Annotated in this window: 26 protein-coding genes; 18 read left to right on the top strand and 8 right to left on the bottom strand. The window is 56.2% G+C overall.

What is annotated here, in order from left to right; translation table 11 throughout:
* The first annotated feature begins 30 nt into the window (after positions 1-30).
* Genes gpmM through ABFV38_RS00565 form a run of 3 tightly spaced genes read left to right on the top strand, consistent with a single transcriptional unit; the run spans position 31 to position 3,804 of the window.
* Entirely contained in the window at positions 31-1,575 is a 1,545-nt protein-coding gene (gene gpmM, locus ABFV38_RS00575) for a 2,3-bisphosphoglycerate-independent phosphoglycerate mutase (RefSeq protein ID WP_023345210.1), read from the top strand.
* A 33-nt stretch (positions 1,576-1,608) separates the two neighbouring features.
* A complete protein-coding gene (gene envC, locus ABFV38_RS00570) occupies positions 1,609-2,868 on the top strand; it encodes a murein hydrolase activator EnvC (RefSeq protein WP_025910576.1) in 1,260 nt (419 codons plus the stop codon).
* A gap of 3 nt (positions 2,869-2,871) precedes the next feature.
* Positions 2,872-3,804: a divergent polysaccharide deacetylase family protein gene (locus tag ABFV38_RS00565; RefSeq protein ID WP_348958165.1), complete on the top strand. Its 933-nt coding sequence runs from the start codon at positions 2,872-2,874 to the stop codon at positions 3,802-3,804.
* Between the two features lie 11 nt (positions 3,805-3,815).
* On the opposite strand, the gene ABFV38_RS00560 is transcribed toward ABFV38_RS00565, so the two are convergent.
* The 3 genes from ABFV38_RS00560 to kbl all read right to left on the bottom strand — a co-directional run bounded on the left by ABFV38_RS00560 (position 3,816) and on the right by kbl (position 6,990).
* Positions 3,816-4,616: a glycosyltransferase family 2 protein gene (locus tag ABFV38_RS00560; RefSeq protein ID WP_045907904.1), complete on the bottom strand. Its 801-nt coding sequence runs from the start codon at positions 4,614-4,616 to the stop codon at positions 3,816-3,818.
* Positions 4,617-4,758: 142 nt separating this feature from the next.
* Positions 4,759-5,784, bottom strand: coding sequence for an L-threonine 3-dehydrogenase (gene tdh / locus ABFV38_RS00555; RefSeq protein ID WP_024906616.1), 1,026 nt, complete (start codon positions 5,782-5,784; stop codon positions 4,759-4,761).
* 9 nt (positions 5,785-5,793) lie between these two features.
* Positions 5,794-6,990, bottom strand: coding sequence for a glycine C-acetyltransferase (kbl, locus tag ABFV38_RS00550; protein WP_048028122.1), 1,197 nt, complete (start codon positions 6,988-6,990; stop codon positions 5,794-5,796).
* 215 nt (positions 6,991-7,205) lie between these two features.
* Between kbl and rfaD the strand changes: the two genes are divergently transcribed.
* From rfaD to ABFV38_RS00525, 5 genes are read left to right on the top strand one after another with little or no spacing between them, the layout of a single operon-like run.
* A complete protein-coding gene (rfaD, locus tag ABFV38_RS00545) occupies positions 7,206-8,138 on the top strand; it encodes an ADP-glyceromanno-heptose 6-epimerase (RefSeq protein WP_008502707.1) in 933 nt (310 codons plus the stop codon).
* A 2-nt stretch (positions 8,139-8,140) separates the two neighbouring features.
* Positions 8,141-9,187 (top strand): ADP-heptose--LPS heptosyltransferase RfaF, encoded by a 1,047-nt coding sequence (rfaF, locus tag ABFV38_RS00540; protein ID WP_045907906.1) that lies wholly within the window; start codon positions 8,141-8,143, stop codon positions 9,185-9,187.
* Positions 9,188-9,190: 3 nt separating this feature from the next.
* Positions 9,191-10,177 carry a lipopolysaccharide heptosyltransferase RfaC gene (gene rfaC, locus ABFV38_RS00535; protein WP_348958162.1) on the top strand — a complete coding sequence of 329 codons (987 nt, stop codon included), beginning with the start codon at positions 9,191-9,193 and terminating at the stop codon, positions 10,175-10,177.
* A complete protein-coding gene (rfaQ, locus tag ABFV38_RS00530; RefSeq protein WP_348958160.1) occupies positions 10,170-11,279 on the top strand; it encodes a putative lipopolysaccharide heptosyltransferase III in 1,110 nt (369 codons plus the stop codon). Before rfaC ends, rfaQ begins: the two co-directional genes overlap by 8 nt.
* Complete coding sequence (locus ABFV38_RS00525; protein ID WP_348958159.1) at positions 11,276-12,385, top strand: glycosyltransferase family 4 protein; 1,110 nt, start codon at positions 11,276-11,278, stop codon at positions 12,383-12,385. The genes rfaQ and ABFV38_RS00525 overlap by 4 nt, the downstream gene beginning before the upstream one ends.
* On the opposite strand, the gene ABFV38_RS00520 is transcribed toward ABFV38_RS00525, so the two are convergent.
* Positions 12,364-13,467, bottom strand: a complete 1,104-nt coding sequence (locus ABFV38_RS00520) for a glycosyltransferase family 4 protein (RefSeq protein WP_348958157.1) — start codon at positions 13,465-13,467, stop codon at positions 12,364-12,366. The genes ABFV38_RS00525 and ABFV38_RS00520 overlap by 22 nt on opposite strands.
* Positions 13,468-13,697: 230 nt before the next feature.
* On the opposite strand from ABFV38_RS00520, the gene ABFV38_RS00515 reads away from it, so the two are divergent.
* From ABFV38_RS00515 to coaD, 7 genes are all read left to right on the top strand, one after another.
* The gene (locus ABFV38_RS00515; RefSeq protein ID WP_229226546.1) at positions 13,698-15,068 is read left to right on the top strand and encodes an O-antigen ligase family protein; all 1,371 of its coding nucleotides are present in this window, start codon (positions 13,698-13,700) and stop codon (positions 15,066-15,068) included.
* 143 nt (positions 15,069-15,211) lie between these two features.
* Positions 15,212-16,195, top strand: coding sequence for a glycosyltransferase (locus ABFV38_RS00510; protein WP_348958155.1), 984 nt, complete (start codon positions 15,212-15,214; stop codon positions 16,193-16,195).
* Between the two features lie 8 nt (positions 16,196-16,203).
* Positions 16,204-17,175 (top strand): glycosyltransferase family 1 protein, encoded by a 972-nt coding sequence (locus ABFV38_RS00505; protein WP_235403325.1) that lies wholly within the window; start codon positions 16,204-16,206, stop codon positions 17,173-17,175.
* 18 nt (positions 17,176-17,193) lie between these two features.
* Positions 17,194-18,828, top strand: a complete 1,635-nt coding sequence (locus tag ABFV38_RS00500; protein WP_063622802.1) for a sulfatase-like hydrolase/transferase — start codon at positions 17,194-17,196, stop codon at positions 18,826-18,828.
* 156 nt (positions 18,829-18,984) lie between these two features.
* Positions 18,985-20,259: a lipid IV(A) 3-deoxy-D-manno-octulosonic acid transferase gene (gene waaA / locus ABFV38_RS00495; RefSeq protein ID WP_024906625.1), complete on the top strand. Its 1,275-nt coding sequence runs from the start codon at positions 18,985-18,987 to the stop codon at positions 20,257-20,259.
* The gene (locus ABFV38_RS00490; RefSeq protein WP_348958152.1) at positions 20,259-21,029 is read left to right on the top strand and encodes a glycosyltransferase family 2 protein; all 771 of its coding nucleotides are present in this window, start codon (positions 20,259-20,261) and stop codon (positions 21,027-21,029) included. The genes waaA and ABFV38_RS00490 overlap by 1 nt, the downstream gene beginning before the upstream one ends.
* Positions 21,030-21,032: 3 nt before the next feature.
* Positions 21,033-21,512, top strand: a complete 480-nt coding sequence (gene coaD / locus ABFV38_RS00485) for a pantetheine-phosphate adenylyltransferase (protein WP_008502695.1) — start codon at positions 21,033-21,035, stop codon at positions 21,510-21,512.
* Between the two features lie 2 nt (positions 21,513-21,514).
* Here the strand turns inward: coaD and mutM are convergent, their stop codons facing one another.
* The 4 genes from mutM to radC all read right to left on the bottom strand — a co-directional run bounded on the left by mutM (position 21,515) and on the right by radC (position 23,710).
* Entirely contained in the window at positions 21,515-22,324 is an 810-nt protein-coding gene (gene mutM, locus ABFV38_RS00480) for a bifunctional DNA-formamidopyrimidine glycosylase/DNA-(apurinic or apyrimidinic site) lyase (RefSeq protein WP_223539825.1), read from the bottom strand.
* Between the two features lie 72 nt (positions 22,325-22,396).
* Positions 22,397-22,564, bottom strand: coding sequence for a 50S ribosomal protein L33 (gene rpmG / locus ABFV38_RS00475; RefSeq protein WP_003024094.1), 168 nt, complete (start codon positions 22,562-22,564; stop codon positions 22,397-22,399).
* A gap of 22 nt (positions 22,565-22,586) precedes the next feature.
* Positions 22,587-22,823 carry a 50S ribosomal protein L28 gene (gene rpmB / locus ABFV38_RS00470; protein WP_002436699.1) on the bottom strand — a complete coding sequence of 79 codons (237 nt, stop codon included), beginning with the start codon at positions 22,821-22,823 and terminating at the stop codon, positions 22,587-22,589.
* A 218-nt stretch (positions 22,824-23,041) separates the two neighbouring features.
* On the bottom strand, positions 23,042-23,710 hold the full coding sequence (gene radC / locus ABFV38_RS00465; RefSeq protein WP_248222768.1) for a DNA repair protein RadC: 669 nt from the start codon (positions 23,708-23,710) through the stop codon (positions 23,042-23,044).
* 171 nt (positions 23,711-23,881) lie between these two features.
* Between radC and coaBC the strand changes: the two genes are divergently transcribed.
* The 3 genes from coaBC to slmA all read left to right on the top strand — a co-directional run bounded on the left by coaBC (position 23,882) and on the right by slmA (position 26,246).
* The gene (coaBC, locus tag ABFV38_RS00460) at positions 23,882-25,093 is read left to right on the top strand and encodes a bifunctional phosphopantothenoylcysteine decarboxylase/phosphopantothenate--cysteine ligase CoaBC (RefSeq protein WP_090393101.1); all 1,212 of its coding nucleotides are present in this window, start codon (positions 23,882-23,884) and stop codon (positions 25,091-25,093) included.
* Entirely contained in the window at positions 25,071-25,529 is a 459-nt protein-coding gene (dut, locus tag ABFV38_RS00455) for a dUTP diphosphatase (protein WP_008502691.1), read from the top strand. Before coaBC ends, dut begins: the two co-directional genes overlap by 23 nt.
* Positions 25,530-25,649: 120 nt before the next feature.
* Entirely contained in the window at positions 25,650-26,246 is a 597-nt protein-coding gene (gene slmA / locus ABFV38_RS00450; protein WP_008502690.1) for a nucleoid occlusion factor SlmA, read from the top strand.
* Positions 26,247-26,281: the final 35 nt, after the last annotated feature.

Raw genomic sequence — 26,281 nt, 5'->3', positions numbered from 1 at the left:
ATTTTGACTCTTGAGCATGAGGTTGTCGCAATGTCGGTTTCTAAAAAACCTATGGTACTGGTGATTCTGGATGGCTATGGCTACCGTGAAGACAGCCAGGATAACGCTATTTTCAACGCCAAAACCCCGGTCATGGATGCCCTGTGGGCAAAACGTCCGCATACGCTGATTGACGCGTCTGGCCTGGAAGTGGGCCTGCCGGACCGCCAGATGGGCAACTCCGAAGTCGGTCACGTTAACCTGGGCGCCGGGCGTATTGTGTATCAGGACCTGACGCGTCTGGACGTTGAAATCAAAGAACGCACCTTCTTCTCCAACCCAACGCTGTCAGGCGCGGTTGATAAAGCCGTTGCCGCAGGCAAGGCCGTTCACATTATGGGCCTGCTCTCTGCCGGCGGCGTTCACAGCCACGAAGATCACATCATGGCGATGGTTGAACTGGCCGCTGAACGCGGGGCGGAAAAAATCTATCTGCACGCCTTCCTGGACGGCCGCGACACGCCACCACGCAGTGCAGAAGGCTCCCTGAAAGCCTTTGAAGACAAATTCGCCGCGCTGGGTAAAGGCCGCGTGGCCTCCATCATTGGTCGTTACTACGCCATGGACCGCGACAACCGCTGGGATCGCGTTGAACAGGCCTATGATCTGCTGACCCTGGCAAAAGGGGAATTCCAGTTCGCGACCGCCGTTGAAGCGCTGGAAGCAGCTTATGCACGTGATGAAAACGACGAATTCGTGAAAGCATCCGTGATCCGTGCTGAAGGCCAGGCCGATGCCGCGATGGAAGACGGCGATGCGCTGATCTTCATGAACTTCCGCGCTGACCGCGCGCGCGAAATCACCCGTGCGTTCGTCAACAGCGACTTCGACGGTTTTGCCCGTAAGAAAGTGGTAAACATCGACTTCATCCAGCTGACCGAATACGCGGCAGACATCAAAGCCCCATGCGCTTACCCACCTGCCTCGCTGGCCAATACCTTCGGTGAGTGGATGGCGAAGAACGACAAAACGCAGCTGCGTATCTCCGAAACGGAAAAATACGCGCACGTGACCTTCTTCTTTAACGGCGGCGTTGAAGAGCCGTTCAAAGGCGAAGAGCGCATTCTGATCAACTCCCCGAAAGTCGCCACTTACGATCTGCAGCCAGAGATGAGCTCTGCAGAATTGACTGAAAAACTGGTTGCGGCCATCGAGAGCGGTAAGTACGACACCATCATCTGTAACTACCCGAACGGCGACATGGTCGGTCATACCGGGGTGATGGAAGCGGCAGTGAAAGCGGTTGAAGCGCTGGACCACTGCGTTGAGCAGGTGGCGAAAGCAGTTGAATCCGTTGGCGGCCAGCTGCTGATCACCGCGGATCACGGTAACGCTGAACAGATGCGCGACCCGGCGACTGGCCAGGCGCACACCGCCCACACCAACCTGCCGGTTCCGCTGATTTATGTGGGTGATAAATCAGTGAAAGCCGTAGAAGGCGGCAAGCTTTCTGACATCGCGCCAACCATGTTGTCGCTGATGGGGATGCCGATCCCTGAAGAGATGACTGGTAAGCCGCTGTTCATCGTGGAATAATCGCTCCCCATGAGGGGAAAGGCGATTTTTTCAATCACATGGGTCGTGAAGCCGCTTAGGTTATCAGTCAGACCTCTGTTTTACGCCAGCGCACTCAGCGCTGGCGTATTGCTGTGCGCCGCATCCGCCCACGCGGATGACCGCGACCAGCTGAAATCCATTCAGGCCGATATCGCCGCCAAAGAGCGTGCGGTACGCCAGCAGCAGCAGCAGCGCGCCGCCCTGCTCGCCCAGCTTAAGCAGCAGGAAGAGGCCATCTCCGCTGCCACGCGTAAACTCCGTGAAACGCAAAACACCCTCGCCCAACTGAATAAGCAGATCGACGAGATGAACGCGTCGATTGCCAAACTCGAGCGCCAGCGCGATGCGCAGGAGCGTAATCTTGCGGCACAGCTTGATGCCGCATTCCGCCAGGGTGAACATACCGGACTCCAGCTGATCCTCAGCGGCGAAGAGAGCCAGCGCGGCCAGCGCCTGCAGGCCTACTTTGGCTATCTGAACCAGGCGCGTCAGGAGACGATCGCGCAGTTGAAGCAGACGCGCGAAGAGGTCTCCACGCAAAAAGCCGAACTGGAAGAGAAGCAGAGCCAGCAGCAGACGCTGCTCTACGATCAGCAGGCCCAGCAGGCGAAGCTCGAGCAGGCGCGCAACGAGCGTAAGAAAACCCTGGCCGGTCTCGAGTCCTCGATTCAGGAAGGGCAAAGCCAGCTGAGCGAAATGCGCGCCAACGAATCCAAACTGCGTAACAGCATCGCCCGTGCGGAAGCCGCGGCGAAAGCGCGCGCCGAAAAAGAGGCTCGCGAGGCGCAGGCCGTTCGCGACAAGCAGCAGGAAGCCTCCCGCAAAGGCACCACCTACAAGCCAAGCGAAAGTGAACGTTCCCTGATGTCGCGTACCGGTGGTCTGGGCTCACCTCGCGGCCAGGCTTTCTGGCCCGTTCGTGGTTCAATTCTGCATCGCTATGGCGAACAGCTGCAGGGTGAGCTACGTTGGAAAGGGATCGTTATCGGTGCGTCTGAAGGTAGCGAAGTGAAAGCGATTGCCGATGGTCGCGTGATTCTGGCCGACTGGCTGCAGGGTTACGGACTGGTGGTGGTGGTCGAACACGGTAAAGGTGATATGAGCCTTTACGGCTACAACCAGAGCGCACTGGTCAGCGTCGGCACGCAGGTGCGCGCGGGCCAACCCATCGCCCTTGTGGGCAGCAGTGGCGGTCAGGGCCGCCCGTCACTCTATTTCGAAATTCGTCGTCAGGGTCAGGCGGTCAATCCACAGCCGTGGTTGGGAAGATAAGTTTTGCTTCAATTTCGTCGAATCGTTTTCTCCGTCGTCAGCACGCTGGCGCTGGCTGTACCGGTATACGCAGGTAAGCTCGCTATCGTGATTGATGACTTTGGTTATCGTCCACACTATGAAAATCAGGTGCTGGCGATGCCGTCAGCCATCTCCGTCGCCGTCCTGCCGAATGCCCCCCATGCGCGTGAGATGGCGACCAAAGCCCACAGCAGCGGTCATCAGGTTCTCATCCACCTGCCCATGGCCCCGCTCAGCAAGCAGCCGCTGGAAAAAGATACCCTGCGCCCGGATATGAGCAGCGAGGAGATCGAGCGCATCATCCGCGACGCCTACAACAAGGTGCCGTATGCCGTAGGGCTGAACAACCATATGGGCAGCGCGATGACCTCCAGCCTGTACGGGATGCTAAAAGTGATGCAGGCGCTGGAGCGTTACAATCTCTACTTCCTCGACAGCATGACCATCGGCAACAGCCAGGCGATGCGCGCCGCTCAGGGAACGGGCGTAAAGGTGATTAAGCGCAAGGTGTTCCTGGATGACACCCAGAACGAAGCCGATATTCGTATGCAGTTCAATCGCGCGGTACAGCTGGCCCGCCGCAATGGTTCGGCCATTGCCATCGGTCACCCGCACCCGTCGACCGTCCGCGTCCTGCAGCAAATGCTGCCGACCTTACCTTCCGATATCACGCTGGTGCGCCCGAGCGATCTGCTTAACGAGCCGCAAGTGGATACCTCTACACCGAATTCTGCACAGCCCGTGCCGACTGCACCGCGTAATCCGTTCCGCGGCGTGAAGCGCTGTGTACCGAAGCAGCCGCTTGAACCGGTCTACGCGACCCGCTTCTTCTCTGTCATCGGAGACAGCATCAGTAACAGTACGCTGGTGAAATACGTCCAGCAGCAGTGGCAGGGATGGGGTAAGAAAGCCTGACCGCCTGACGCTTATTTCGCAATCTGAGAGTCCGTCTGCTCATTCGCAACGGGCTCTTTTTTCTCCTGATGCTGATACCAGGATTTGAAATACTTCAAAAAGCTGTAGGCAGTGGCATACAGTCCCGTCACGACCCCAACCTTGCCCTGACGCCAGGCTCCGCTGAACAGATACCATTTGAAGAACGCCCCGATGGCGCTGATGATGCCGCGTCCAATCGAAGGGCGAGCCGGCTGGTACTTCACCAGCCGGGTGGTGTAGCTGTTGAGCTTGTTGAACACTTCATGAAGGTTATAAAACGTGTCGTGACGCACCCGCCCTGGCATTTTCATGGCGACAATCTTGCCTTCAACTTTGTCATCCACGGGTCGTTGGTTGAAGCGAGCCTGGGTACGATTGAACAGCCGCACCGGGAAATCAGGGGAGGAAACAGGGTAGATTGTACGCACCTCCTCACCCAGCACGTGCCAGTACCGGGCGATACGCCAGGCGCGATCGGCGGAAGGTTCATCCCCGGCTTTCAGGGTCAGAATAAAGTCGACAGTCTCCGCGTCCAGAATCTCGTCGCTATCCATGCAAAGCACCCAGTCATTGCTCGCCAGATCGATTGCATGGTTCATCTGCACGCCATGCATAGCATAGGGGTGATGATGAAGGGAGAGCCCGTACTCGCGGCAAATAGAAAGAGTGGCATCCGTACTGCCGGAATCCAGAACGACAATTTCATCTGCCACCGTCAGCAGCGGAGGAATCACCTCGCGCAGCAAACGCGCAGAATTACAGGTCAATAAACAAACGGTAAGCTTGAACATAGGCGCTGTAAACTTAAACAGATAATCAACAAACTTTATAAGTGTGCGGGTAAAAAAGCGAAGGAAAAATCGAAATAATCTGATTGCGGATGTAAGAAACGTGAAGAGGTCGTAAAAAAAGCGCCCGAAGGCGCTTTCTCTGTTACTCCCAGCTCAGGATCACTTTCCCTGACTGGCCGGAACGCATCGCGTCAAAGCCCTGCTGGAACTCATCGATGGAGAAACGGTGAGTAATAATCGGGGACAGATCCAGACCCGACTGAATCAACGCCGCCATCTTGTACCAGGTCTCAAACATCTCGCGGCCATAGATGCCCTTGATGAACAGCCCTTTGAAGATCACTTTGTTCCAGTCGATAGACATATCCGACGGCGGGATACCCAGCATCGCGATACGACCACCGTGGTTCATGGTATCGAGCATGGTGCGGAACGCCGGTGGTGCGCCGGACATCTCCAGGCCCACGTCGAAGCCCTCGGTCATGCCCAACTCTTCCATCACGTCGGTCAGGCTCTCTTTCGAGACATCCACCGCGCGGGTGACGCCCATTTTGCGCGCCAGCGACAGGCGGTATTCGTTCACGTCGGTGATCACGACGTTGCGTGCACCCACGTGCTTCGCCACAGCCGCCGCCATGATGCCGATTGGGCCCGCACCGGAGACCAGCACGTCCTCACCCACCAGATCGAAGGAGAGCGCCGTGTGTACCGCGTTGCCAAACGGGTCGAAGATGGAGGCCAGATCGTCAGAGATATTGTCCGGGATTTTGAAGGCGTTAAAGGCCGGGATCACCAGATATTCCGCGAAGCAGCCCGGACGGTTTACGCCCACGCCGATGGTATTACGGCACAGGTGCGTACGCCCACCGCGGCAGTTACGGCAATGGCCGCAGGTAATATGGCCTTCACCGGAAACGCGGTCGCCGATTTTGAAGCCTTTCACTTCCTGGCCGATACCCACCACTTCACCGACATATTCGTGACCGACAACCATCGGTACAGGAATGGTTTTCTGCGACCACTGGTCCCAGTTGTAGATGTGAACGTCAGTACCGCAGATAGCTGTTTTACGAATTTTGATCAGCAGATCGTTATGACCGACTTCCGGTTCCGGCACGTCGGTCATCCAAATCCCTTCTTCCGCTTTCAGTTTGGATAACGCTTTCATCACACGTCCTCAGGCAATGACGCCCAGCTGTTTACCGATGCGGGTAAAGGCTTCCACCGCACGTTCAATTTGTTCAGGCGTATGCGCCGCAGACATCTGGGTGCGGATACGCGCCTGACCTTTTGGCACCACCGGGAAGAAGAACCCGGTGACGTAAATCCCTTCTTTCTGCAGTTCGCGGGCAAATTGCTGCGCCACGACCGCATCGCCCAGCATCACCGGAATGATCGCGTGGTCAGCACCGGCCAGGGTGAACCCTGCTGCGCTCATTTTTTCACGGAACAGACGGGCGTTAGACCACAGACGGTCGCGCAGCCCGGCACCGGACTCCACCATCTCCAGCACTTTGATAGAAGCGGCAACAATCGCCGGCGCCAGGGAGTTGGAGAACAGATACGGACGCGAGCGCTGACGCAGCCACTCAACCACCTCTTTGCGCGCAGCGGTATAGCCGCCGGATGCGCCGCCGAGCGCTTTGCCCAGCGTACCGGTGATGATGTCCACGCGGCCCATGACGTCGCAGTATTCGTGGGAGCCCCGGCCGTTTTCGCCGACAAAGCCCACCGCGTGAGAGTCATCGACCATCACCAGCGCGTCATATTTATCTGCCAGGTCACATACGCCCTTCAGGTTGGCGATCACGCCGTCCATGGAGAACACGCCGTCGGTGGCGATCAGCACATGGCGAGCGCCCGCTTCACGAGCCTCTTTCAGGCGCGCTTCCAGCTCAACCATGTCGTTGTTGGCGTAGCGGAAACGCTTCGCTTTGCACAGGCGCACGCCGTCGATGATGGAGGCGTGGTTCAGGGCGTCGGAGATAATGGCATCTTCTGCGCCGAGCAGGGTCTCAAACAGGCCGCCGTTGGCGTCAAAGCAGGAGGAGTACAGAATCGCATCCTCCATTCCGAGGAAGGTTGCCAGCTTTTGCTCAAGCTGCTTGTGGCTGTCCTGGGTTCCGCAGATAAAGCGTACGGAGGCCATGCCGAAGCCGTGGGTATCCATGCCGTTTTTGGCAGCGGCAATCAGCTCAGGGTGATTCGCAAGACCTAAGTAGTTGTTCGCACAAAAGTTGATCACATGGCTGCCGTCGGCAACGGTGATGTCCGCCTGCTGGGCAGACGTGATAATACGCTCTTCCTTGAACAACCCTTCCGCACGTGCGGTCTCGAGGTCGCTGTTTAACTGTTTGTAAAAATCACCACGCATTGCAATTCTCCAGACTCGGCAAATTTCGGGACATATTACCCAAACCTATAGTTCATGACGAGATGACACGTCATCTCTTGTCGTTTTTGCAGCATAAATCACGTGTACCCTTGCGCTATGTCGGTGAATGGCTGAAGGGCAGCCATACTAATGATATGATAGAAACATTAGCGTCCGGGATTGTCCCCGGGCTCCACACTTCAAAGGTTACAGTTATGATCATCGTTACCGGCGGCGCAGGCTTTATCGGCAGCAATATTGTTAAGGCTCTCAATGACAAAGGCATCACCGACATCCTGGTGGTTGACAACCTGAAAGACGGCACCAAGTTCGTTAACCTGGTGGATCTGAACATCGCTGACTACATGGATAAAGAAGATTTCCTTATCCAGATTATGGCAGGTGAAGAGTTCGGCGAGATCGAAGCCATCTTCCACGAAGGTGCCTGCTCATCCACTACCGAGTGGGACGGCAAGTACATGATGGACAATAACTATCAGTACTCCAAAGAGATCCTGCATTACTGCCTGGAGCGTGAAATTCCGTTCCTGTATGCCTCTTCTGCTGCCACCTACGGCGGGCGCACCTCGGACTTCATCGAGTCCCGCGAATATGAGCAGCCGCTGAACGTCTACGGTTACTCCAAGTTCCTGTTCGACGAGTACGTGCGTCAGGTACTGCCAGAAGCGAACTCGCAGATCGTCGGTTTCCGCTACTTCAACGTCTACGGACCGCGCGAAGGCCACAAAGGCAGCATGGCGAGCGTGGCGTTCCACCTGAACACCCAGTTGAATAACGGTGAAAGTCCAAAACTGTTCGAAGGCAGCGACGGCTTTAAGCGTGACTTCGTCTACGTGGGTGACGTGGCCGCCGTAAACCTGTGGTTCTGGGAAAACGGCGTGTCCGGCATCTTCAACCTCGGTACCGGCCGCGCAGAGTCCTTCCAGGCGGTGGCTGACGCCACGCTGGCGTACCATAAAAAAGGCAGCATCGAGTACATTCCGTTCCCTGATAAGCTGAAAGGCCGTTACCAGGCGTTCACGCAGGCCGATCTGACTAACCTGCGCGCCGCAGGTTATGACAAGCCGTTCAAGACCGTTGCCGAAGGCGTAACGGAATATATGGCCTGGCTGAACCGCGACGCGTAAGTATGAGAATTCTGGTGATCGGCCCGTCATGGGTGGGCGACATGATGATGTCGCAAAGTCTCTATCGCACGCTCAAGGCGCGTTATCCCCAGGCGATAATCGACGTGATGGCACCCGCGTGGTGCCGTCCGCTGTTATCGCGTATGCCGGAAGTGAATGAAGCGATCCCGATGCCGCTCGGCCACGGGGCGCTGGAGATTGGCGAGCGCCGCAAGCTCGGCCATAGCCTGCGCGAAAAGCGGTACGATCGTGCGTATGTCCTGCCCAACTCCTTTAAATCCGCGCTGGTACCCTTCTTTGCAGGCATCCCGCATCGCACCGGCTGGCGCGGCGAAATGCGCTACGGTCTGCTGAACGATGCGCGGGTGCTGGATAAAGCGGCCTGGCCATTAATGGTGGAGCGCTACGTGGCGCTGGCCTATGACAAAGGCGTGATGCGAAGTGCGAAAGACCTGCCGCAGCCGCTGCTCTGGCCCCAGCTTCAGGTTAACGACGGTGAAAAATCCCAGACCTGCAGCGCGTTTGGCCTTTCGTCTGAACGCCCGATGATTGGCTTCTGCCCTGGCGCCGAGTTCGGTCCGGCAAAACGCTGGCCGCACTACCACTATGCGGAGCTGGCGAAACAGCTGATCGACGAAGGCTACCAGATTGTCCTGTTCGGTTCGGCAAAAGACCACGAGGCGGGCAACGAAATTCTCGCCACACTGAGTAATGAACAGCAGGCCTGGTGCCGCAACCTGGCGGGAGAAACGCAGCTTGAACAGGCCGTTATTCTGATTGCCGCCTGTCACGCTGTGGTCACCAACGATTCAGGCCTGATGCACGTCGCCGCTGCGCTCAACCGCCCGCTGGTGGCGCTGTATGGCCCAAGCAGCCCGGACTTCACGCCTCCGCTTTCCCATAAAGCGCGCGTCATCCGCCTGATCACCGGCTACCACAAGGTGCGCAAAGGCGATGCCGCAGAAGGCTATCATCAGAGCCTGATCGACATTACGCCAGCGCGCGTTCTCGAAGAACTCAACGCACTGCTGTTGAGCGAAGAAGGATAACGAATGCGGGTATTGATCGTTAAAACCTCTTCGATGGGTGATGTTCTGCATACGCTGCCGTCGCTGACGGACGCCATGCGGGCCATCCCCGGCATTCGTTTTGACTGGGTGGTGGAAGAAGGCTTCGCGCAGATCCCCACCTGGCATGAAGCGGTTGACCGCGTGATCCCGGTGGCGATTCGCCGCTGGCGCAAAGCGTGGTTCTCCGCGCCGATTAAAGCCGAACGCAAAGCCTTCCGCGAGGCGGTGCGGGCACAGCATTACGACGCCATCATTGACGCGCAGGGGCTGGTCAAAAGCGCCGCGCTGGTAACGCGTCTGGCACACGGCGTAAAGCACGGGATGGACTGGCACAGCGCCCGCGAACCGCTGGCGAGCCTGTTTTATAACCGCCGCCACCACATCGCAAAGCAACAGCACGCGGTGGAACGTACCCGAGAGCTGTTTGCCAAAAGCCTGGGCTATGCGAAACCGGAAACCCAGGGCGACTATGCGATTTCCCGGCATTTCCTGCACACCTCATCGCAGGAAAGCGATCCTTATCTGATTTTCCTTCACGCGACAACCCGCGATGACAAGCACTGGCCGGAAGCGCACTGGCGCGAACTGATCGGCCTGCTGGCAAGCGCGGGGCTGCGTATCAAACTCCCGTGGGGCGCACCGCACGAAGAGGCACGGGCCAAACGACTGGCAGAAGGGTTTGATTACGTGGACGTTCTGCCGCGCATGAAACTTGACGGCGTCGCTCAGGCGCTGGCATGCGCTACGGCTGTGGTCTCCGTGGATACGGGCCTCAGCCACCTGACGGCGGCGCTGGACCGTCCTAACATCACGCTTTACGGCCCAACGGACCCGGGCCTGATCGGCGGCTATGGAAAAAATCAGTATATCTGCCGCCCGGAACACTCATCGCAGTTGAGCGATCTCAGCGCCGCTGCGGTATTTGCGCAATTAGAGCCTTTGCTGGCAGCAGAGAGAGCCTATGTCTGATTTTTTCTCAGCGGAGCGCCCGCCAAAGCGCGTGCTGATTATTAAGCTGCGTCACCACGGTGACGTTCTGCTTACCTCGCCGGTGTTTACCGTGCTGAAAAAGAACTGGCCGAACGTGGAAGTCGATGCGCTGGTTTATGACGATACCCAGGCAATGCTTACCAGCCATCCGCATATCGACCAGGTGCATACTATTGGGCGCAACTGGCGCAAGAAGGGGTGGTTTGAACAATTCCGCCTCTACCGCGCCCTGCTGAATACCCTGAAAGGCCGTCAGTATGACGTGCTGATTAATCTGACCGAACATTGGCACGGCGCGCGTCTGGCGCGTCGCCTGAAACCGCGCGTCTCCGTCGGCTTTAAGCCGGATAAACGCGGGGGCCTGGCACGTCGTCGCTGGGTGAAATCGTTCACCACGCTCTACCCGGCCATTCAGGACAACAGCCGCCATATGGTGGAAGTCAATCTGGATGCCCTGCGCCGAATCGGTATTCATCCGCACTCCGACGAAGACAAGCATACGCTTTTTGTACCTGGTGACGCGGCAGAAGCTTCTGTGGCCGAAAAACTGGCCGGGTTTGGGCTCACGAGTAAATCCTACATTCTGGTTCACCCGACCTCGCGCTGGATGTTTAAGGCCTGGGATATCAAAAAACTGGCAGCGACCATTGATAACCTGGCGGCGCGCGGCCTGCCGATCGTCCTCTCCGCCGCACCGTCAAAAGAAGAGAAGGCCTACATGGATGAGCTGCGCGCAGCCCTCACCCAGCCGGTCTTTGATTTAAGCGGTCAGTTGAACCTGAAAGAGCTGGGTGCGCTCATGAAGCACGCCCGGGTGTACTTTGGCGTGGATTCCATGCCGATGCACCTTGCAAGCGCCGTCGGTACGCCGACCGTCGCTATCTTTGGCCCTACCGGCGCCATCAAATGGGCGCCGTGGGGGGTAAATTATCGTGTGATTGTGGCCGGGTTTACCTGCCAGCCGTGCGGCAAAGCGGGCTGCGGAGACAGCGGTGTCTCAGACTGCATTACGGCCATTACCCCACAGCAGGTGCTGAGCGCCATTGATACGATGCTTCTGGAAACGGAAACCCCTGCATGAAGCTGGCCATTGTTCGACAGACCTACAACCCCAACGGTGGCGCAGAGCGTTTTGTCTCACGTGCGCTGAACGTGCTGGCGCAGGATACCTCCCTTGATGTCACGCTGATTGCTCGCCAGTGGGAGGATGCCGCAGGCTGGAAAACGTTGACGGTCAATCCGCCGTTTCGCAATCGCATCGCGCGTGAATCCGGTTTTGCCGTCGAAGCCGCCGCGCATTTTACGCAGTTTGATATTGTGCAAAGCCACGAACGCATACCGGGTGCCACCATCTTCCGGGCGGGCGACGGTGTTCACGCCACCTGGCTTGAGCAATATGGTCGTATTCTGTCGCCACTGGCGCGTTGGGCGCAGTCTCTGAGCCGTTATCACCGCTACATTCTGCAGGCCGAAGCGCAGATGTTTACCCATCCGCAGCTGCGCAAGGTGATCTGTAATTCGAAGATGGTGCGCGATGATATCGCCCGTCGCTTCGGACTGTCGGAAGACAAGCTGACGGTGATCTACAACGGCGTAGACACCGTTCAGTTTAGTCCTGAGGTCCGCGCCCTTTCGCAGCGTGATGCACTGGGTATTCCCCGTAACGCACCGGTACTGGCGTATGTTGGGTCAGGCTTCAGCCGCAAAGGCGTCGCCACCGCGCTGCGCGCTATTGTGGCGCATCCTGACGTCTGGCTGCTGATTGCCGGCCGCGATAAACATGCGCGGAAGTTCGAAAAGCTGGCGCAGGCGCTGGGAATTTCCTCTCGAGTGAAGTTCCTGGGCCCCGTAGCCAACGTGCGTGAAGTGTATGGCACGGCTGATGCCCTTATCCTGCCGACGCTCTACGATCCCTTCCCGAACGTCTGCGTGGAAGCGCTGGCCTGTGGTTTGCCACTGCTCACCAGTCACGGTTGTGGCGCGGCGGAGTGGATAACCGAGGGTCAAAACGGCTGGGTACGCGATGCGCTGGACAGCGAAGGTTACCAGCAGGCCATCTCGCTGTGGCTAAAAGGCCGTGAACAGGGTGTCGATTACGCCGCTGCCGCGCGTGCGACTGCGGAACCTTTCACCCTGGACAGAATGGCCCGAGAGCTACAGGCGCTTTATCGCGATTTGCTGCGCTGAGCGGCATCGGAGAAGACCTTCTCCATCGCATCCAGCATACTTTCGCGGGTAAAGTGCGTGCTCAGGTAGTCATACCCCTGTTGCGCGAGCGTCTCGCGAAGGGCTGAGTCGGCATAGAGTTTCATTATGGCATCGCGCAGTGCGTTTTCGTCGCGCTGGGCGACCAACAATCCCGTCTGCCCGTTAATCACCGCATCCCCCGTTCCGCCGGCATCCGTCGCAATGGTGGCAATACGGGTGGCTAACGATTGCAGGACGCCCTGCGGCACACCTTCCATATCATGCGAAGGACTCAGCGCAATATCAAAGGCCGGAAACCAGCGTTCCGGATCGGGTTGATGTCCCGCCATGACCACGCGCTGCTGTAATCCCAGCGCGGCGATTTCCTGTTCCAGCGTCGCCTTGTGCGGGCCTTCACCAACAATCGCCAGCTTGATGTGTGGATTGTCGATTTTCGCCAGGGCGCGCAGCAGTACGCTATGGCCTTTGTTCGGGCGCAAATGCGACACCACGCCCAGCCAGAAATCTTCCTCAGACAGGCCACAATGCGCGCGGGCTTCGTGCTTATCTCCCGGGTGAAAGCGTTGCGTATCGACCCCGCTTGGCACCGACGTACTCTGGGACATCGGCACGCCAATATTTGCGACCTGATGGCGCAGCGCCTCCCCGGTAGTCACGATGTGCGCGCAGGCGGTGCGGAACAGCCAACGTGTCGTCCAGTTGTTACGCGGAACGCCGGACGCATGACGGGTTCTCACCAGTGGTACGGGGTTGGAGAGCGTCAGATTCGCCAGCGCCACCAGCCAGGTATCGGCAGAGTTATGGCTATTGATGACGTCAATCGACTGACGGTTATCCTTCAGCCAGCGACGCAGCAGCTGCAGGTTTTTAAGGTTCTTACGCTTCAACGGCATCGTGACCACCGTCAGACCGGCACTGCGTGCCAGCGCGTGGAGCGGCGCAGTTTCCGGACAAAGGAGAGTCACCTGATGGCCACGCTGAATCATCCCAAGCGATTCGTTGATAATGCGCAGAGGCTGCCCGCCTTTGCCGCCGTCTGCTTCAGTGTGAACAATGTGCATATATTTCCTGTCGTTTAGCTGAAACCGCTGTCCAGGCTGCCGATTATATACGTGGGTATTACGATAATGCACAGGCGGATTAATCTTGCTTACAAACATTGTCCTTCTGTAGTTATGGCTTCTGTGGTAATTTTCTCAGGCTTTTATTCCACTCAAAATCAGTGGAATCTGCGTATGGCATTGTTAACTAACCGGTATTAACGCCGAGATCCTTTACCAGTACCAAAATTATGACAAATACTCGTAACATCCTGACAGGTCTTTTAGTACTGTCTGTACTGGCTTTATGTTTTATCTGGCCAATCCCAAACGATCAGCTACCTTTTCATCGTAATGGACTGATTTATCCTAATATTGTGGTGGCGCTCGGTCTTTTCTTTAGCTCCTCAGTGGCGAGAAAAGCGCTGGACTTAAACAAAATTAAGTTCGTGCTTATTGTGCTCTGGGCATTAACCTTCTTTATCCTGATTAACGGCTTTTTTGTCGCGCCAGATATTAAAGAAATGGTGTCGACCTGGGATGGTCAGTGGTTCCGTCCGGTATTGCTTTTCTGTGCAGGTCTGGTGTTATTACCGGTGATTCAGGAGCGCTTCCCCTCTTTATCGGCAGCCCGTTTCTTTACTCTCGTCGTCCTTTTTTTCTGGGGCGTCGTCTGTATCCATCTCCTTGATACCGTCTGGCTTTACTGGCGAGACGGCGTGATCCACTGGGGCGAAACGCGGATTGTTTATAACCGCACGCGCATGAGCTTCCAGGTCAATATGATCACCGGTTTCCTGATCGCTGAACTGCTTGCACGCGGCCTGCTTCATCAGCGTTTCTTACGCCTGAAGACACCGTTCCTCGCCTTTATGCTGCTGTGTAACCTTGTCTGCACGGCGTTAGTCGATACCCGCTGGGGAACGATCGGCCTGGTTGGCAGCCTGTTCTCCACCTTCATACTGCTTAGCCTGCACAGTATGCGTCGCAGCCGGGTAGTACTAACAGGCATTATTCTTGTGAGCATCATTATCGTTTCTGCGCTTCTGGGCTATGCTTCCTGGAAAACCGATCCGCGCTGGCAAAACCTGGAAGATGATGCAGTAACAGGCTGGAACGCGCCTTTCACCAGTTTTTGCTATAACAGAACCAACGGAACCGTACCGACTAACGATCTAGGCCGACCAATGGACCACTCCAACGGCTGTCGCGCGAGCTTCTTCCATCAGGGATGGAAACTGGTGGGCGAACATCCTGCGGGAATGGGGCCTCGCAAAGAGGCCTTCCGCTATGTGCTGCGTCGCGACACGCAGGACAATCGCATTGATATTCCACACAGCCACTACGGCCTGATTGAGTTTGGTATCCAGAACGGGGTTGTGGGCATTGCAGGCTGGCTGATTCTGCTGGCAGGCTGCTGGTACATCGGCTGGCGCGAGTTCCGCCATGGCAATATGATGGCAGGCATGTTCCTGCTGCTGTTTACGGTTGGTTTCTTCTCCCGAACCATGGTTGACCATAATCTGAAAGATCACTACCTGGAACAATATATGCTGTTAACCGGGTTGCTTGTGGGAATGTGCGCGTTACGACCCGCTAAACGGACAGAAACAACCTCCTGATCGCGTATATTGCGCCGATGATAACAGGCATCGGCGCAACGTTACCCATCAGAACTCTTTTGCCTGCCGGCTGTCGAAAAGCCATTGCACATTGCTGTATCGCTCGTTAGCCGCATCTCACCGCGTTAAATTACGGAGTAAGCATGTCTGGAACGCCTCAATTAAGCCTCGTTGTCGCCGTCTATAATGGCGAGAATTTCCTGAGCGCTTTTTTTGACAGCATAAAGAAACAGAATCTGCCCAGCCTGGAACTTGTTATTGTTAATGACGGCTCAACCGACGGCTCCGCAGATATCATCGCCCGCTACGCCAGTGAATTCAGTCATTTTAACGTCATCGACCAGCCTAATGGGGGTGTCTCTGCGGCCCGTAATACCGGTCTGGCCGTGGCTACGGGCGAGTACGTCGCGTTCCCGGATATTGATGACGTTATCTATCCAGGTATGTATCCGCGCCTGCTGGAGATTGCACTCGCCGGGAAGTTGGACGTCGCGACCTGCAACGGTACCTATATTTATGATGACGGACGCCCGTCGAAGAAGATTTTCCCTTCTGATAAACTTGCGTCAACCGGCGTGCTGGACGGCCCGACCTGGCTGCAGATGGCGCTCGAATCGCGCAAGTTCCTGCACGTAACGTGGCTGAATATCTATCGACACGCCTTTATCAAAGAGCAGGGCTTCAGCTTTGAACATGGTCTGCGCCATCAGGACATCCCCTGGACTACGGAAGTACTGCTCACCGCCAGACGCGTGCAGTATATTGATGAGGTCTATTACGATTACCTGATCCATTCCGCTTCCGTTTCCCATACGCCAGGCACGGACGACACGCGCATGCGCTCTTCGCGCCATTACATGAAGATTCTGGAGATGCTGGACGCCATCAACAAACGCTATCCGGAACAGGTGAAACGCGTACCCGCCTGCCGCTGGCAAATCGCCAAAGAGGGTCTGGGGATCCTGCATAGCATTAACAACATTGACGATATGGCCAAAAAACGCGAGATCACCCGTGAGCTTTTCGATCGCGGTATCTGGACGCTGATTTGGCAAAATGCGCGCGGCTTCCGCCAACGGTGGCGTCTGGGACGTCGCTACTTCCGTCTTAAAAAACTCGTCAAATGAGTGGAATTATGAGCAAGCTTAAACTGCATGTTGTTTCCCGCCCTGAGTTTATCGCGACGAATTTTGCCGATTTTCAGGAACTGATTGATCAGAAAATCAATCCGGATGATATTCCGCATCGTTTTTACTGTGGGGGAAGAGGCGTCTGGACATTTCAGACGATGCTCAGCCTTAACTATTACTATAACGGTCAGATTGAATGTTCATGGGGCACTGAATGCCGCCCGGACGCAATTAATCTGATGCACAACGATCACTATGGTTCCCGCGTAAAACCCTGGGTCGGCGTGACCGTTGTTGCTCGTGCCGATCGTCCGCCGGTTATCGGCGCGGATTACGTCGTCGAACAAAACCCTGAAGTTGCTAACATCCCAGGGCGTATCTTTATTCCTAACTGGCCACAGCCGGGCGTAAAACCGCGTGAGCGCACCGACGAGACAATCAAAACCGTCGCATTCTTCGGCCGTGTAGACAGTTTCCCGGACCAATACCGCGAAGGGAACTTTAAGCAACGCCTTGCCGAACAAGGTATCGAGCTACGCATCTCGTTCGATAACTGGACAAACTACCAGGACGTGGACGTGTGCATCAGCTTCCGCAAATCACACGATCATAAACTGGCGCGTAAGCCTGCCAGTAAGCTCATTAACAACTGGCTGGGGAAAACGGTGATGGTCTGCGATGACGAGCCGTCTTATCGCGCGATCCGCGAAAGCGAGCTGGACTACCTCATCGCCAAAAACCCTGATGAAGCTTTCGATGCCATTATGCGTCTTAAAAATTCCCCTGAACTGTATCGTCAGATGCGCGAACAGGGTGAAAAACGCCTACAGGTCTATTCCCGCGAAGCGGTCGCCGCACGCTGGTACGCCCTGTTTGAGGATATCTGGCGTAAAGGATTGCACAATCGTCCTACGGTAGTTCGCGCACTGCGCTTTGGTTTTGGTAAAGCCATTCGCCCGCTGACTAAAAAGTTCTGATCGGAATAGAGCCCTTCCATGTTCAAAACAACGACACACTCTTCGTTCACCCCACGCAGCAATCTGTTGCGCACCCTGGGGTTGACGCTGGCATTCTTGCTGCTGTTCTCGCTCTCAGAAATCATCATTCTGCTGAAAGATCATGTCTACCAGCCGAAATCCGGTGATATCTCGCTGTATCTGATCATCTCCCTGCTTGCCGCGGCCAGTGCGCGTTTCTTCCTGACTCGCCTGCTGCTGGCCGTCACGTTTATCGTTCAGATATCGGAAGCGGTGTACTACCAGTTCTACGGTCAGTTCTATGGCCCGAGTGAAGTCTGGCTGGCGTTCGTGGAAACGAAAGACATTGCCAGTGGGATCACCGACAGCCTGGGTTCACTGGGCATTTACTTTGCCATTATGATTGTGGCTGTCGTGTTTGCGCTGGTCTTTGCGCGTCGTCTGGCGCCGCTTTGGCATAAATGGATTGCGCTTCCTTGCCTGCTTGCCATCGTCGTGATGTTTGTCGGCCAGTTCTACAAAGCGGTCGACGGGCAGATGTACAAGTTCAACCCGGACCTGCGGCACTCCCTGCTGCGTAACGGCCTGTCTGCGATGAGCTTCAGCGCCATACGCCTGATCCCGGAAGCGATGTCAGGAGAAAACCAGAATCTGACCCATTACGATCCCTACCAGGTCAAACCTGTGAAGGATACGCGTGCGGGCAAATATTCGATTATTCTGGCGATAGGTGAAAGCCTTAACCCGCACCACGTCAGCGCCCTGGGCTACGAACGCGATACCACGCCCGAGCTGAAAGCGCTGCTCCAGCAGTATCAAGGTACGGGCCGTCTGATTGTCTCCAACGCCGTGTCCACCCGCGTGGCCATCCCGATGCTGGTGAATAATCTGCGCGAGCCGGATAACTACGGGGCCTATAAATCGAAATCCACCAATATCTTCGCCAACGCGAAGAAACAGGGTTATCAGACCGCCTTTATCTCCGCCCAGGGACTGGAAGGGCTGAGCAACTGGATTGGTATCCATGATATTGATCTGTGGGAAGATACCCAGATCCGCCCGGCACCGGATGTCGGCGCGGACGTTGTTCTGACGCCATCCGTTGAGAAAGCAACGCTGGACTGGAACAAACCGTTTCTGATGGTGCTCAACAGCCGTGCTCCACATATCCCGTACGAGCGTAATATCCCGCAGGGCTTCGCGAAGTTCTCTACACCGCGTCTGAGTGATGATGTGGCGCAGAAGAAAAATGAGTATGACGATGCAGTCCGCCTGTATGACAAAGAACTCGCGTCCGCGATTCGCACCGCGCTGGCAAAATCCAAACTGCCGGTGCTGGTGTTTATCACCTCCGATCACGGGGAACGCGTGGGCGATAACGGTCTGTTTGGCCATTCGGTTGTAGAAATGCCAATTGCTCAGGTACCGTTCCTCTACTTCAGCAACGATCCAGCTTACGCCATGAAGGAGATCAGCCCGCAGATGCCGCTCAACCATTATCAGGTGGCAACGCTCATCAACAAGATGCTGGGCTACGACGTCAGTAATCCAAATCAAAAAGATGACAGCTTCTTTATCACTGGCGGTGACATTCGCGGGCTTTCGGAGCGCGTAACCTACCATCTGAACGCCCTCCCCGAAGCGGAGCGCTAAACGGTGAGACAAGAAACGGGCAAGAAATTGCCCGTTTTTTTTCAGGCGAATGAGCGTAACGCAGCCAAATGGGTGTCTTAAAACACCAAAGAGATAGCTTTAGACGGCTCAAATGCTTAGAATTTGCCCGCCGAAACTAAAAAAACGGATAATCGCTTGGAATTGTTGTATACCGCTCTGCTCTACATCATTCAGCCACTGGTGTGGCTGAGACTGTTGCTTCGTAGCCGTAAAGCGCCTGCGTATCGTAAACGCTGGGCTGAACGCTATGGCTTCTGCCGCAATAAAGTCGCGCCGGACGGTATTTTGCTGCATTCCGTTTCTGTCGGTGAAACGCTGGCGGCAATCCCGCTGGTTCGCGCCCTGCGTCACCGCTATCCGTCGCTGCCGATCACCGTCACGACGATGACGCCAACCGGCTCGGAGCGCGCGTTATCCGCTTTTGGCAAAGACGTTCATCACGTCTATCTCCCTTACGACCTGCCCTGCGCCATGAATCGTTTCCTGAATACCGTTCGCCCGAAGCTGGTAATTGTGATGGAAACCGAACTGTGGCCGAACATGATTTCCGCCCTGCATGCCCGTAAAATTCCGCTGGTGATTGCCAACGCGCGCCTGTCAGAGCGCTCGGCGAAAGGTTACGGCAAGCTGGGTAAATTTATGCGCCGCTTGCTCAGCAAGATCACGCTGATCGCCGCGCAGAATGAAGAAGATGCGGCACGCTTTGTCTCTCTGGGCCTCAAACGCAACCAGCTTGCAGTGACAGGCAGCCTGAAATTTGATATTTCGGTTACCCCGGAACTCGCCGCCCGCGCGATCACGCTGCGTCGCCAGTGGGCCCCGCGTCGTCAGGTCTGGATTGCGACCAGTACCCATGACGGTGAAGAAGAGATTATCCTGCAGGCGCACCGTAAGCTGCTGGAAAGCTTCCCTGATTTACTGCTGATCCTCGTGCCCCGCCATCCGGAACGTTTTAAAGATGCCCGTGAAATGGTGCAGAAAGGCGGTTTCAGCTTCACGCTGCGCAGCAGCGGGGAGATCCCGTCTGGCAGCACCCAGGTGGTGATTGGCGATACGATGGGCGAGCTGATGCTGCTGTACGGCATTGCTGACCTCGCGTTTGTCGGCGGCAGCCTGGTGGAGCGCGGCGGTCATAACCCGCTCGAGCCGGCCGCCCACGCCATTCCGGTGCTGATGGGGCCACATACGTTTAACTTCAAAGATATCTGCGCGAAATTACAGCAGGCCGATGGTTTAATTACCGTGACCGATGCGGATTCGGTAGTCAAAGAGGTATCGACCCTTCTGACTGATGAAGATTATCGCCTGTGGTACGGGCGTCATGCCGTTGAAGTGCTGCATCAGAACCAGGGCGCCCTGACCCGTCTGCTGCAACTTCTGCAACCTTACCTGCCCCAGCGGAGCCACTGATGTCAACGCGTCTGTCGGTCGTGATGATCGCCAAAAACGCCGCCGACCTGCTTCCGGACTGCCTGGCATCAGTTGCCTGGGCTGACGAGATAGTCATTCTTGACTCCGGAAGTACGGACAGCACGGTGGACGTTGCCCAGGCAGCGGGTGCAAAGGTGTTTACCGACGCTGACTGGCAAGGCTATGGCATCCAGCGCCAGCGCGCGCAGGGGTTTGCCACCGGTGATTATGTCCTGATGCTCGATACTGACGAACGTATTACGCCAGAACTTCAGCAGGCCATTCAGGCGGTGCTTTCCTCGCCTCAGCCTGGTGCTGTATACAGCATTGCCCGTCGTAACTATTTCCTTGGCCGATTTATGCGCCACAGCGGCTGGTATCCAGACCGCGTGACGCGCCTCTACGAGCGCGAGCGCTATCAGTACAACGACAATCTGGTGCATGAATCCCTGAGCTGCGACAACGCCCGGATCATCCCCCTGACGGGCGATTTGCTGCACCTGACCTGCCGGGATTTCGCGAGCTTCCAGCGTAAACAGCTCAACTATGCCACGGCTTGGGCGCAGGAGCGTCACCAGCGCGGCAAGAAGGCCTCACTGACCGGTATCTTCACCCACACGCTGGGCGCGTTCCTGAAAACACTCCTGCTGCGTGGTGGAGTGCTGGACGGTAAGCAGGGCTGGTTACTCGCGGTAGTGAATGCCCAGTATACTTTCAACAAATACACCGAGCTGTGGGCGCTCTGCCGCGGCTACTCAGAGAAAACGTGAGCCATGAGCACAAAAGCGATTTATCCGGGTACCTTCGATCCGATCACCAACGGTCATCTTGATATCATCACCCGTGCGGCGTGCATGTTTGACAAGGTGATCCTGGCCATTGCCGCGAGCCCCAGCAAAAAGCCAATGTTTGACCTCCACGAGCGCGTGCAGCTTGCCACCGATGCCATTTCGCACCTGCCGAATGTTGAGGTGGTCGGGTTTAGCGACCTGATGGCTAACTTCGCCCGCGCCCAGCAGGCGAACATTCTGATCCGCGGCTTACGCGCGGTGGCAGACTTTGAGTATGAGATGCAGCTGGCGCACATGAACCGCCACCTGATGCCGGAGCTGGAGAGCGTGTTCCTGATGCCCTCCAAAGAGTGGTCATTTATCTCGTCCACGCTGGTAAAAGAGGTGGCGCGTCATCACGGGGACGTTACCCATTTCCTGCCGGTTAACGTCCACCAGGCGTTGATGGAAAAGCTAAAGTAGCCCTATTTCTGGCACTGACGGCAGTAGAACGTGGCGCGCTGGGCGTGCTTCGTGGCAATAATGGGCGTACCGCAGACTCTGCACGGTTCGCCTTTACGGCCATACACCTGCAGCTCCTGGGCAAAATAGCCCGGCTTGCCGTCACTTTGCAGGAAGTCCTTCAGCGTTGTTCCCCCCTGTTCAATCGAGCGCAGCAATACGGCTTTAATCACGCGGACCAGCAGCTCACACTCCTGCCCCGACAGCGAAGAGGCCAGCCGATCGGGATGGATCCCGGCGGCAAACAGCGATTCGCTGGCATAGATATTCCCCACGCCGACCACCAGCTTGTTATCCATCAGCCACGGCTTAATCGGGCTTTTCTTCTTCGCGCACTTCGCTTTCAGGTATTCCGCGTTAAACGCGTCTGAGAGCGGTTCCGGGCCCAGATGCGCGAGCACGTTATGCCCTTCCAGCTCTTTCGTCCACAGCCACGCGCCAAAGCGCCGTGGGTCGGTATAACGGAGCACTTTGCCGTTACTCATCACCAGATCGACGTGGTCGTGCTTTTCCGCCGGCAGTTCTTCGGTAAGAACGCGCAGGCTCCCGGACATCCCCAGGTGGATAATGATCCAGCCGTCAGGCAGTTCCAGCAGCAGGTATTTCGCGCGACGCTGCACGCTAAGGACGGGTTGATCGCTCAGGGCGTGGATCTCATCGGACACCGGCCAGCGCAGACGCCCGTTACGGACAACCGCGTGAAGAATCGTCGCGCCGACCAGATGGGGCTCAATGCCGCGACGGCTGGTTTCTACCTCGGGTAATTCAGGCATGGTTCCTCCGTTGAGATACAGAATGCAAAAAACCCCGCAGTTGCGGGGTTTTTCGATACAAGGAGACTAAAATTATTTGATTTTAGCTTCTTTGTACAGTACGTGCTGGCGTACAACTGGATCGAATTTTTTCAGTTCCAGTTTTTCCGGCTTAGTACGTTTGTTCTTCGTGGTGGTGTAGAAGTGACCTGTACCAGCAGAAGAAACCAGCTTGATTTTCTCGCGAATACCTTTAGCCATGATTTATTTCCTCTTTAAGTACTTAGTACTTTTCGCCACGGGCACGCAGTTCGGACAGAACTGTATCGATGCCTTTCTTATCGATTACACGCATACCTTTAGCAGATACGCGCAGGGTGACAAAACGCTTCTCGCTCTCAACCCAGAAACGGTGAGAGTGCAGGTTCGGCAGGAAACGGCGTTTAGTCGCGTTCAGTGCGTGGGAACGGTTGTTACCGGTCACCGGACGCTTGCCAGTAACTTGGCAGACTCGGGACATGTCTATTCTCCAAAAATCAAATTAGCTCGAGCTTCGTATGGGGTATCGGCGCCTCGTCAGGCTTTACAGCCCGGTCATCGCATAGTTCTAAGTGAACTCTCGATTGCCAGGCCCAAATGCCAAACCCGAGATTCTCAAAGGTGGCGTAGTATACGCTGACTCGGCGGTGTGCTCAAGTCCCGAACAGACAAAGATCCCGATGGATCGCGAGAAATAGCCTAAATCCAGCCATGTTCTGCAAAAGAAATGTACTCTCCGCGGCCAATTATCAGATGGTCCAGCACACGAATGTCCATGAATTGACAGCATTTGATAATGCGCTCGGTGATTTCTTTGTCCGCTCTGCTCGGTTCTGCACAGCCAGAGGGGTGATTATGCGCGAGGATCACGCCCGCTGCATTCACTTTTATCGCTTCCCGCACAATTTCACGCGGATGCACCTCAACGTGGCTTAACGTACCGGCAAAGAGGCAGCTATGTTTCAGTACCCGGTTTCGGTTATCGACAAAGATCACCATAAAGATCTCGCGCTCGATATCGGTTAACTGGCTTTGCAGGTATTCACGCGTCATCGCTGGCGTCAGGATCGGATCGTCCTTCTCCATGCGGACATTGTAAAAACGGCGGGCAAGCTCAGCAATGGCCCTCAACTGGGCATATTTCGCCACGCCGATCCCCTCAACATGCTTAAACTGCGCCAGCTCGGCGGTCAGTAAACCGTACAGCGAACCGAAACGTGCTATCAGCTCTTTTGCCAGCGTAAATACCGTTTTGCCGGGCGTTCCGGTACGTAAAAAGAGCGCCAGCAGTTCATCATCTTTTAACAGGGTGACGTCGTAGCGCAGCAGTTTTTCACGCGGCAGCAGATGCTCATCCTCTTCTTCCATGCTCTTTCTCCCTTTTTAACCGCATGCTGCCACAGGCCCATCCGGCACTCGACGGCCACGTTGCGTTCTTGCGTAGCGCCTCGCAAAGTGGTCGAAGGACAAAATCACCCCGTTTTGGGGATTGTGATAAAATGCCCGCTCTCTGGTGAAACCCAACAGGAAAGAATCATGATGAGCCTGGCCGGTAAAAAAATCGTTCTTGGCGTGAGCGGCGGTATTGCTGCCTACAAAGCGCCGGAGCTGGTACGTCGTCTGCGCGAGCGCGGGGCAGATGTGCGGGTCGCGATAACCGAAGGCGGTAAAGCCTTTATCACTCCTCTGAGCCTGCAGGCCGTTTCAGGATACCCGGTATCTGACAGCCTGCTCGATCCGGCTGCCGAAGCCGCAATGGGCCATATTGAGCTTGGGAAATGGGCAGATCTGGTTATCCTCGCCCCCGCCACCGCGGATTTAATCGCTCGGGTGGCGGCCGGTATGGCAAACGATCTGGTTTCCACCATTTGTCTGGCTACGCCTGCCCCTGTTGCCGTCGTTCCGGCCATGAACCAGCAGATGTACCGTAATGCCGCCACTCAGCACAATCTTGAGACGCTGGCCTCACGCGGCCTGCTTATCTGGGGTCCGGACAACGGCAGCCAGGCCTGCGGCGATGTTGGTCCGGGCCGCATGCTCGATCCGCTAACGATTGTTGATATGGCCGCAGCCCATTTTTCGCCTGTCAACGATCTGCAACATCTCAACATCATGATTACCGCGGGCCCCACGCGCGAGCCGCTGGATCCGGTGCGCTACATCACCAACCATAGCTCCGGCAAAATGGGCTTTGCGATTGCCGCCGCCGCTGCGAAGCGTGGCGCGAACGTCACGCTGGTGAGCGGCCCGGTCTCTCTGCCTACCCCTGCGTTTGTGAAGCGAATTGACGTTACCACCGCGCTGGAGATGGAAGCCGCCGTGCAGGCACATGCGCAAAACCAGCAGATTTTTATCGGCTGTGCGGCCGTTGCAGACTATCGCGCCGAGACGATCGCCGAGGCTAAAATTAAAAAGCAAGGCGATGAATTAACACTAAAAATGGTGAAAAATCCGGACATTGTTGCCGGTGTCGCCGCACTAAAAAGCCACCGTCCATACGTTGTTGGGTTTGCCGCAGAAACGAATAATGTGGAAGAATATGCCCGGCAAAAACGTACCCGCAAAAACCTCGATTTGATTTGCGCGAACGACGTATCGCTGGCCACACAAGGATTTAACAGCGACAGCAACGCACTGCACCTTTTCTGGCAGGATGGAGATAAAGTCTTACCGCTTGAGCGCAAGGAACTCCTGGGCCAACATTTACTCGACGAGATCGTTACCCGTTATGATGAAAAAAATCGACGTTAAGATTCTGGACCCGCGTGTTGGCGAGCAATTTCCGCTGCCAACCTATGCCACCTCCGGCTCTGCCGGTCTTGACCTGCGCGCCTGTCTCGATGACGCCGTAGAACTGGCTCCGGGTGCCACGACCCTGGTTCCGACTGGCCTGGCGATTCACATCGCTGACCCGTCGCTGGCGGCGGTGATCCTGCCGCGTTCTGGCCTGGGTCATAAGCACGGCGTTGTGCTGGGTAACCTGGTGGGACTGATCGACTCCGACTACCAGGGCCAGCTGATGGTCTCCGTCTGGAACCGTGGTCAGGACAGCTTCACCATTGAACCGGGCGAGCGTATCGCACAGATGGTCTTTGTACCGGTGGTACAGGCAGAATTTAACCTGGTGGCAGACTTTGATGCCACCGACCGTGGCGAAGGCGGCTTCGGCCATTCCGGGCGCAAATAACTGCCCGACAGACACGTATCCCACAGCGTCATAATGCAATAACAAACCGCAAACGTCCGTTTGCGGTCGCTGTGTGGATGCCAGCCTGGCAAGTGCTTATTTTCAGGGGTATTTTGTAACATGGCAGAAAAACAAACCGCGAAAAGGAATCGTCGCGAAGAAATACTTCAATCTCTGGCTCTGATGCTTGAATCCAGCGATGGCAGTCAACGCATCACCACCGCTAAACTGGCCGCCTCCGTAGGCGTGTCTGAGGCGGCGCTGTACCGTCATTTTCCGAGCAAGACCCGGATGTTCGACAGCCTGATCGAGTTTATTGAAGACAGCCTGATCACACGCATCAACCTGATTCTGAAAGACGAAAAAGACACCACCGCGCGTCTGCGTCTGATTGTGCTGTTAATCCTGGGCTTTGGTGAACGCAATCCGGGCTTAACCCGTATCCTGACCGGCCACGCGCTGATGTTTGAACAAGACAGACTGCAGGGCCGCATTAACCAGCTTTTCGAACGCATTGAAGCGCAGCTGCGCCAGGTGCTGCGCGAGAAGAAAATGCGTGAAGGTGAAGGATACAGCATTGATGAAACGCTGCTGGCGAGCCAGATTCTGGCGTTTTGTGAAGGGATGCTCTCCCGCTTTGTGCGTAGCGAGTTCAAATACCGCCCAACGGACGATTTTGACGCCCGCTGGCCGTTAGTCGCAGCACAATTACAGTAACGCCATCGCCGGATGGCGGCTTCGCCTTATCCGGC

The sequence above is a fragment of the Enterobacter cloacae complex sp. Mu1197 genome (assembly GCF_040059225.1).
Classification (GTDB): Bacteria; Pseudomonadota; Gammaproteobacteria; order Enterobacterales; family Enterobacteriaceae; genus Enterobacter; species Enterobacter quasiroggenkampii.
Note: the sequence above shows the minus strand (reverse complement) of the source record. Positions and strands in the feature narration are given on the sequence as shown.

What these genes read in the sequence shown, in the direction of transcription:
- gpmM (WP_023345210.1), top strand. Translation starts at nt 31, where the DNA reads ATGTCGGTTTCTAAAAAACCTATGGTACTGGTGATTCTGGATGGCTAT.
- ABFV38_RS00560 (WP_045907904.1), bottom strand. Translation starts at nt 4,616, where the DNA reads ATGTTCAAGCTTACCGTTTGTTTATTGACCTGTAATTCTGCGCGTTTG.
- tdh (WP_024906616.1), bottom strand. Translation starts at nt 5,784, where the DNA reads ATGAAAGCGTTATCCAAACTGAAAGCGGAAGAAGGGATTTGGATGACC.
- kbl (WP_048028122.1), bottom strand. Translation starts at nt 6,990, where the DNA reads ATGCGTGGTGATTTTTACAAACAGTTAAACAGCGACCTCGAGACCGCA.
- rfaD (WP_008502707.1), top strand. Translation starts at nt 7,206, where the DNA reads ATGATCATCGTTACCGGCGGCGCAGGCTTTATCGGCAGCAATATTGTT.
- rfaF (WP_045907906.1), top strand. Translation starts at nt 8,141, where the DNA reads ATGAGAATTCTGGTGATCGGCCCGTCATGGGTGGGCGACATGATGATG.
- rfaC (WP_348958162.1), top strand. Translation starts at nt 9,191, where the DNA reads ATGCGGGTATTGATCGTTAAAACCTCTTCGATGGGTGATGTTCTGCAT.
- rfaQ (WP_348958160.1), top strand. Translation starts at nt 10,170, where the DNA reads ATGTCTGATTTTTTCTCAGCGGAGCGCCCGCCAAAGCGCGTGCTGATT.
- ABFV38_RS00525 (WP_348958159.1), top strand. Translation starts at nt 11,276, where the DNA reads ATGAAGCTGGCCATTGTTCGACAGACCTACAACCCCAACGGTGGCGCA.
- ABFV38_RS00520 (WP_348958157.1), bottom strand. Translation starts at nt 13,467, where the DNA reads ATGCACATTGTTCACACTGAAGCAGACGGCGGCAAAGGCGGGCAGCCT.
- ABFV38_RS00515 (WP_229226546.1), top strand. Translation starts at nt 13,698, where the DNA reads ATGACAAATACTCGTAACATCCTGACAGGTCTTTTAGTACTGTCTGTA.
- ABFV38_RS00510 (WP_348958155.1), top strand. Translation starts at nt 15,212, where the DNA reads ATGTCTGGAACGCCTCAATTAAGCCTCGTTGTCGCCGTCTATAATGGC.
- ABFV38_RS00505 (WP_235403325.1), top strand. Translation starts at nt 16,204, where the DNA reads ATGAGCAAGCTTAAACTGCATGTTGTTTCCCGCCCTGAGTTTATCGCG.
- ABFV38_RS00500 (WP_063622802.1), top strand. Translation starts at nt 17,194, where the DNA reads ATGTTCAAAACAACGACACACTCTTCGTTCACCCCACGCAGCAATCTG.
- ABFV38_RS00490 (WP_348958152.1), top strand. Translation starts at nt 20,259, where the DNA reads ATGTCAACGCGTCTGTCGGTCGTGATGATCGCCAAAAACGCCGCCGAC.
- coaD (WP_008502695.1), top strand. Translation starts at nt 21,033, where the DNA reads ATGAGCACAAAAGCGATTTATCCGGGTACCTTCGATCCGATCACCAAC.
- mutM (WP_223539825.1), bottom strand. Translation starts at nt 22,324, where the DNA reads ATGCCTGAATTACCCGAGGTAGAAACCAGCCGTCGCGGCATTGAGCCC.
- rpmG (WP_003024094.1), bottom strand. Translation starts at nt 22,564, where the DNA reads ATGGCTAAAGGTATTCGCGAGAAAATCAAGCTGGTTTCTTCTGCTGGT.
- rpmB (WP_002436699.1), bottom strand. Translation starts at nt 22,823, where the DNA reads ATGTCCCGAGTCTGCCAAGTTACTGGCAAGCGTCCGGTGACCGGTAAC.
- radC (WP_248222768.1), bottom strand. Translation starts at nt 23,710, where the DNA reads ATGGAAGAAGAGGATGAGCATCTGCTGCCGCGTGAAAAACTGCTGCGC.
- coaBC (WP_090393101.1), top strand. Translation starts at nt 23,882, where the DNA reads ATGAGCCTGGCCGGTAAAAAAATCGTTCTTGGCGTGAGCGGCGGTATT.
- dut (WP_008502691.1), top strand. Translation starts at nt 25,071, where the DNA reads ATGATGAAAAAAATCGACGTTAAGATTCTGGACCCGCGTGTTGGCGAG.
- slmA (WP_008502690.1), top strand. Translation starts at nt 25,650, where the DNA reads ATGGCAGAAAAACAAACCGCGAAAAGGAATCGTCGCGAAGAAATACTT.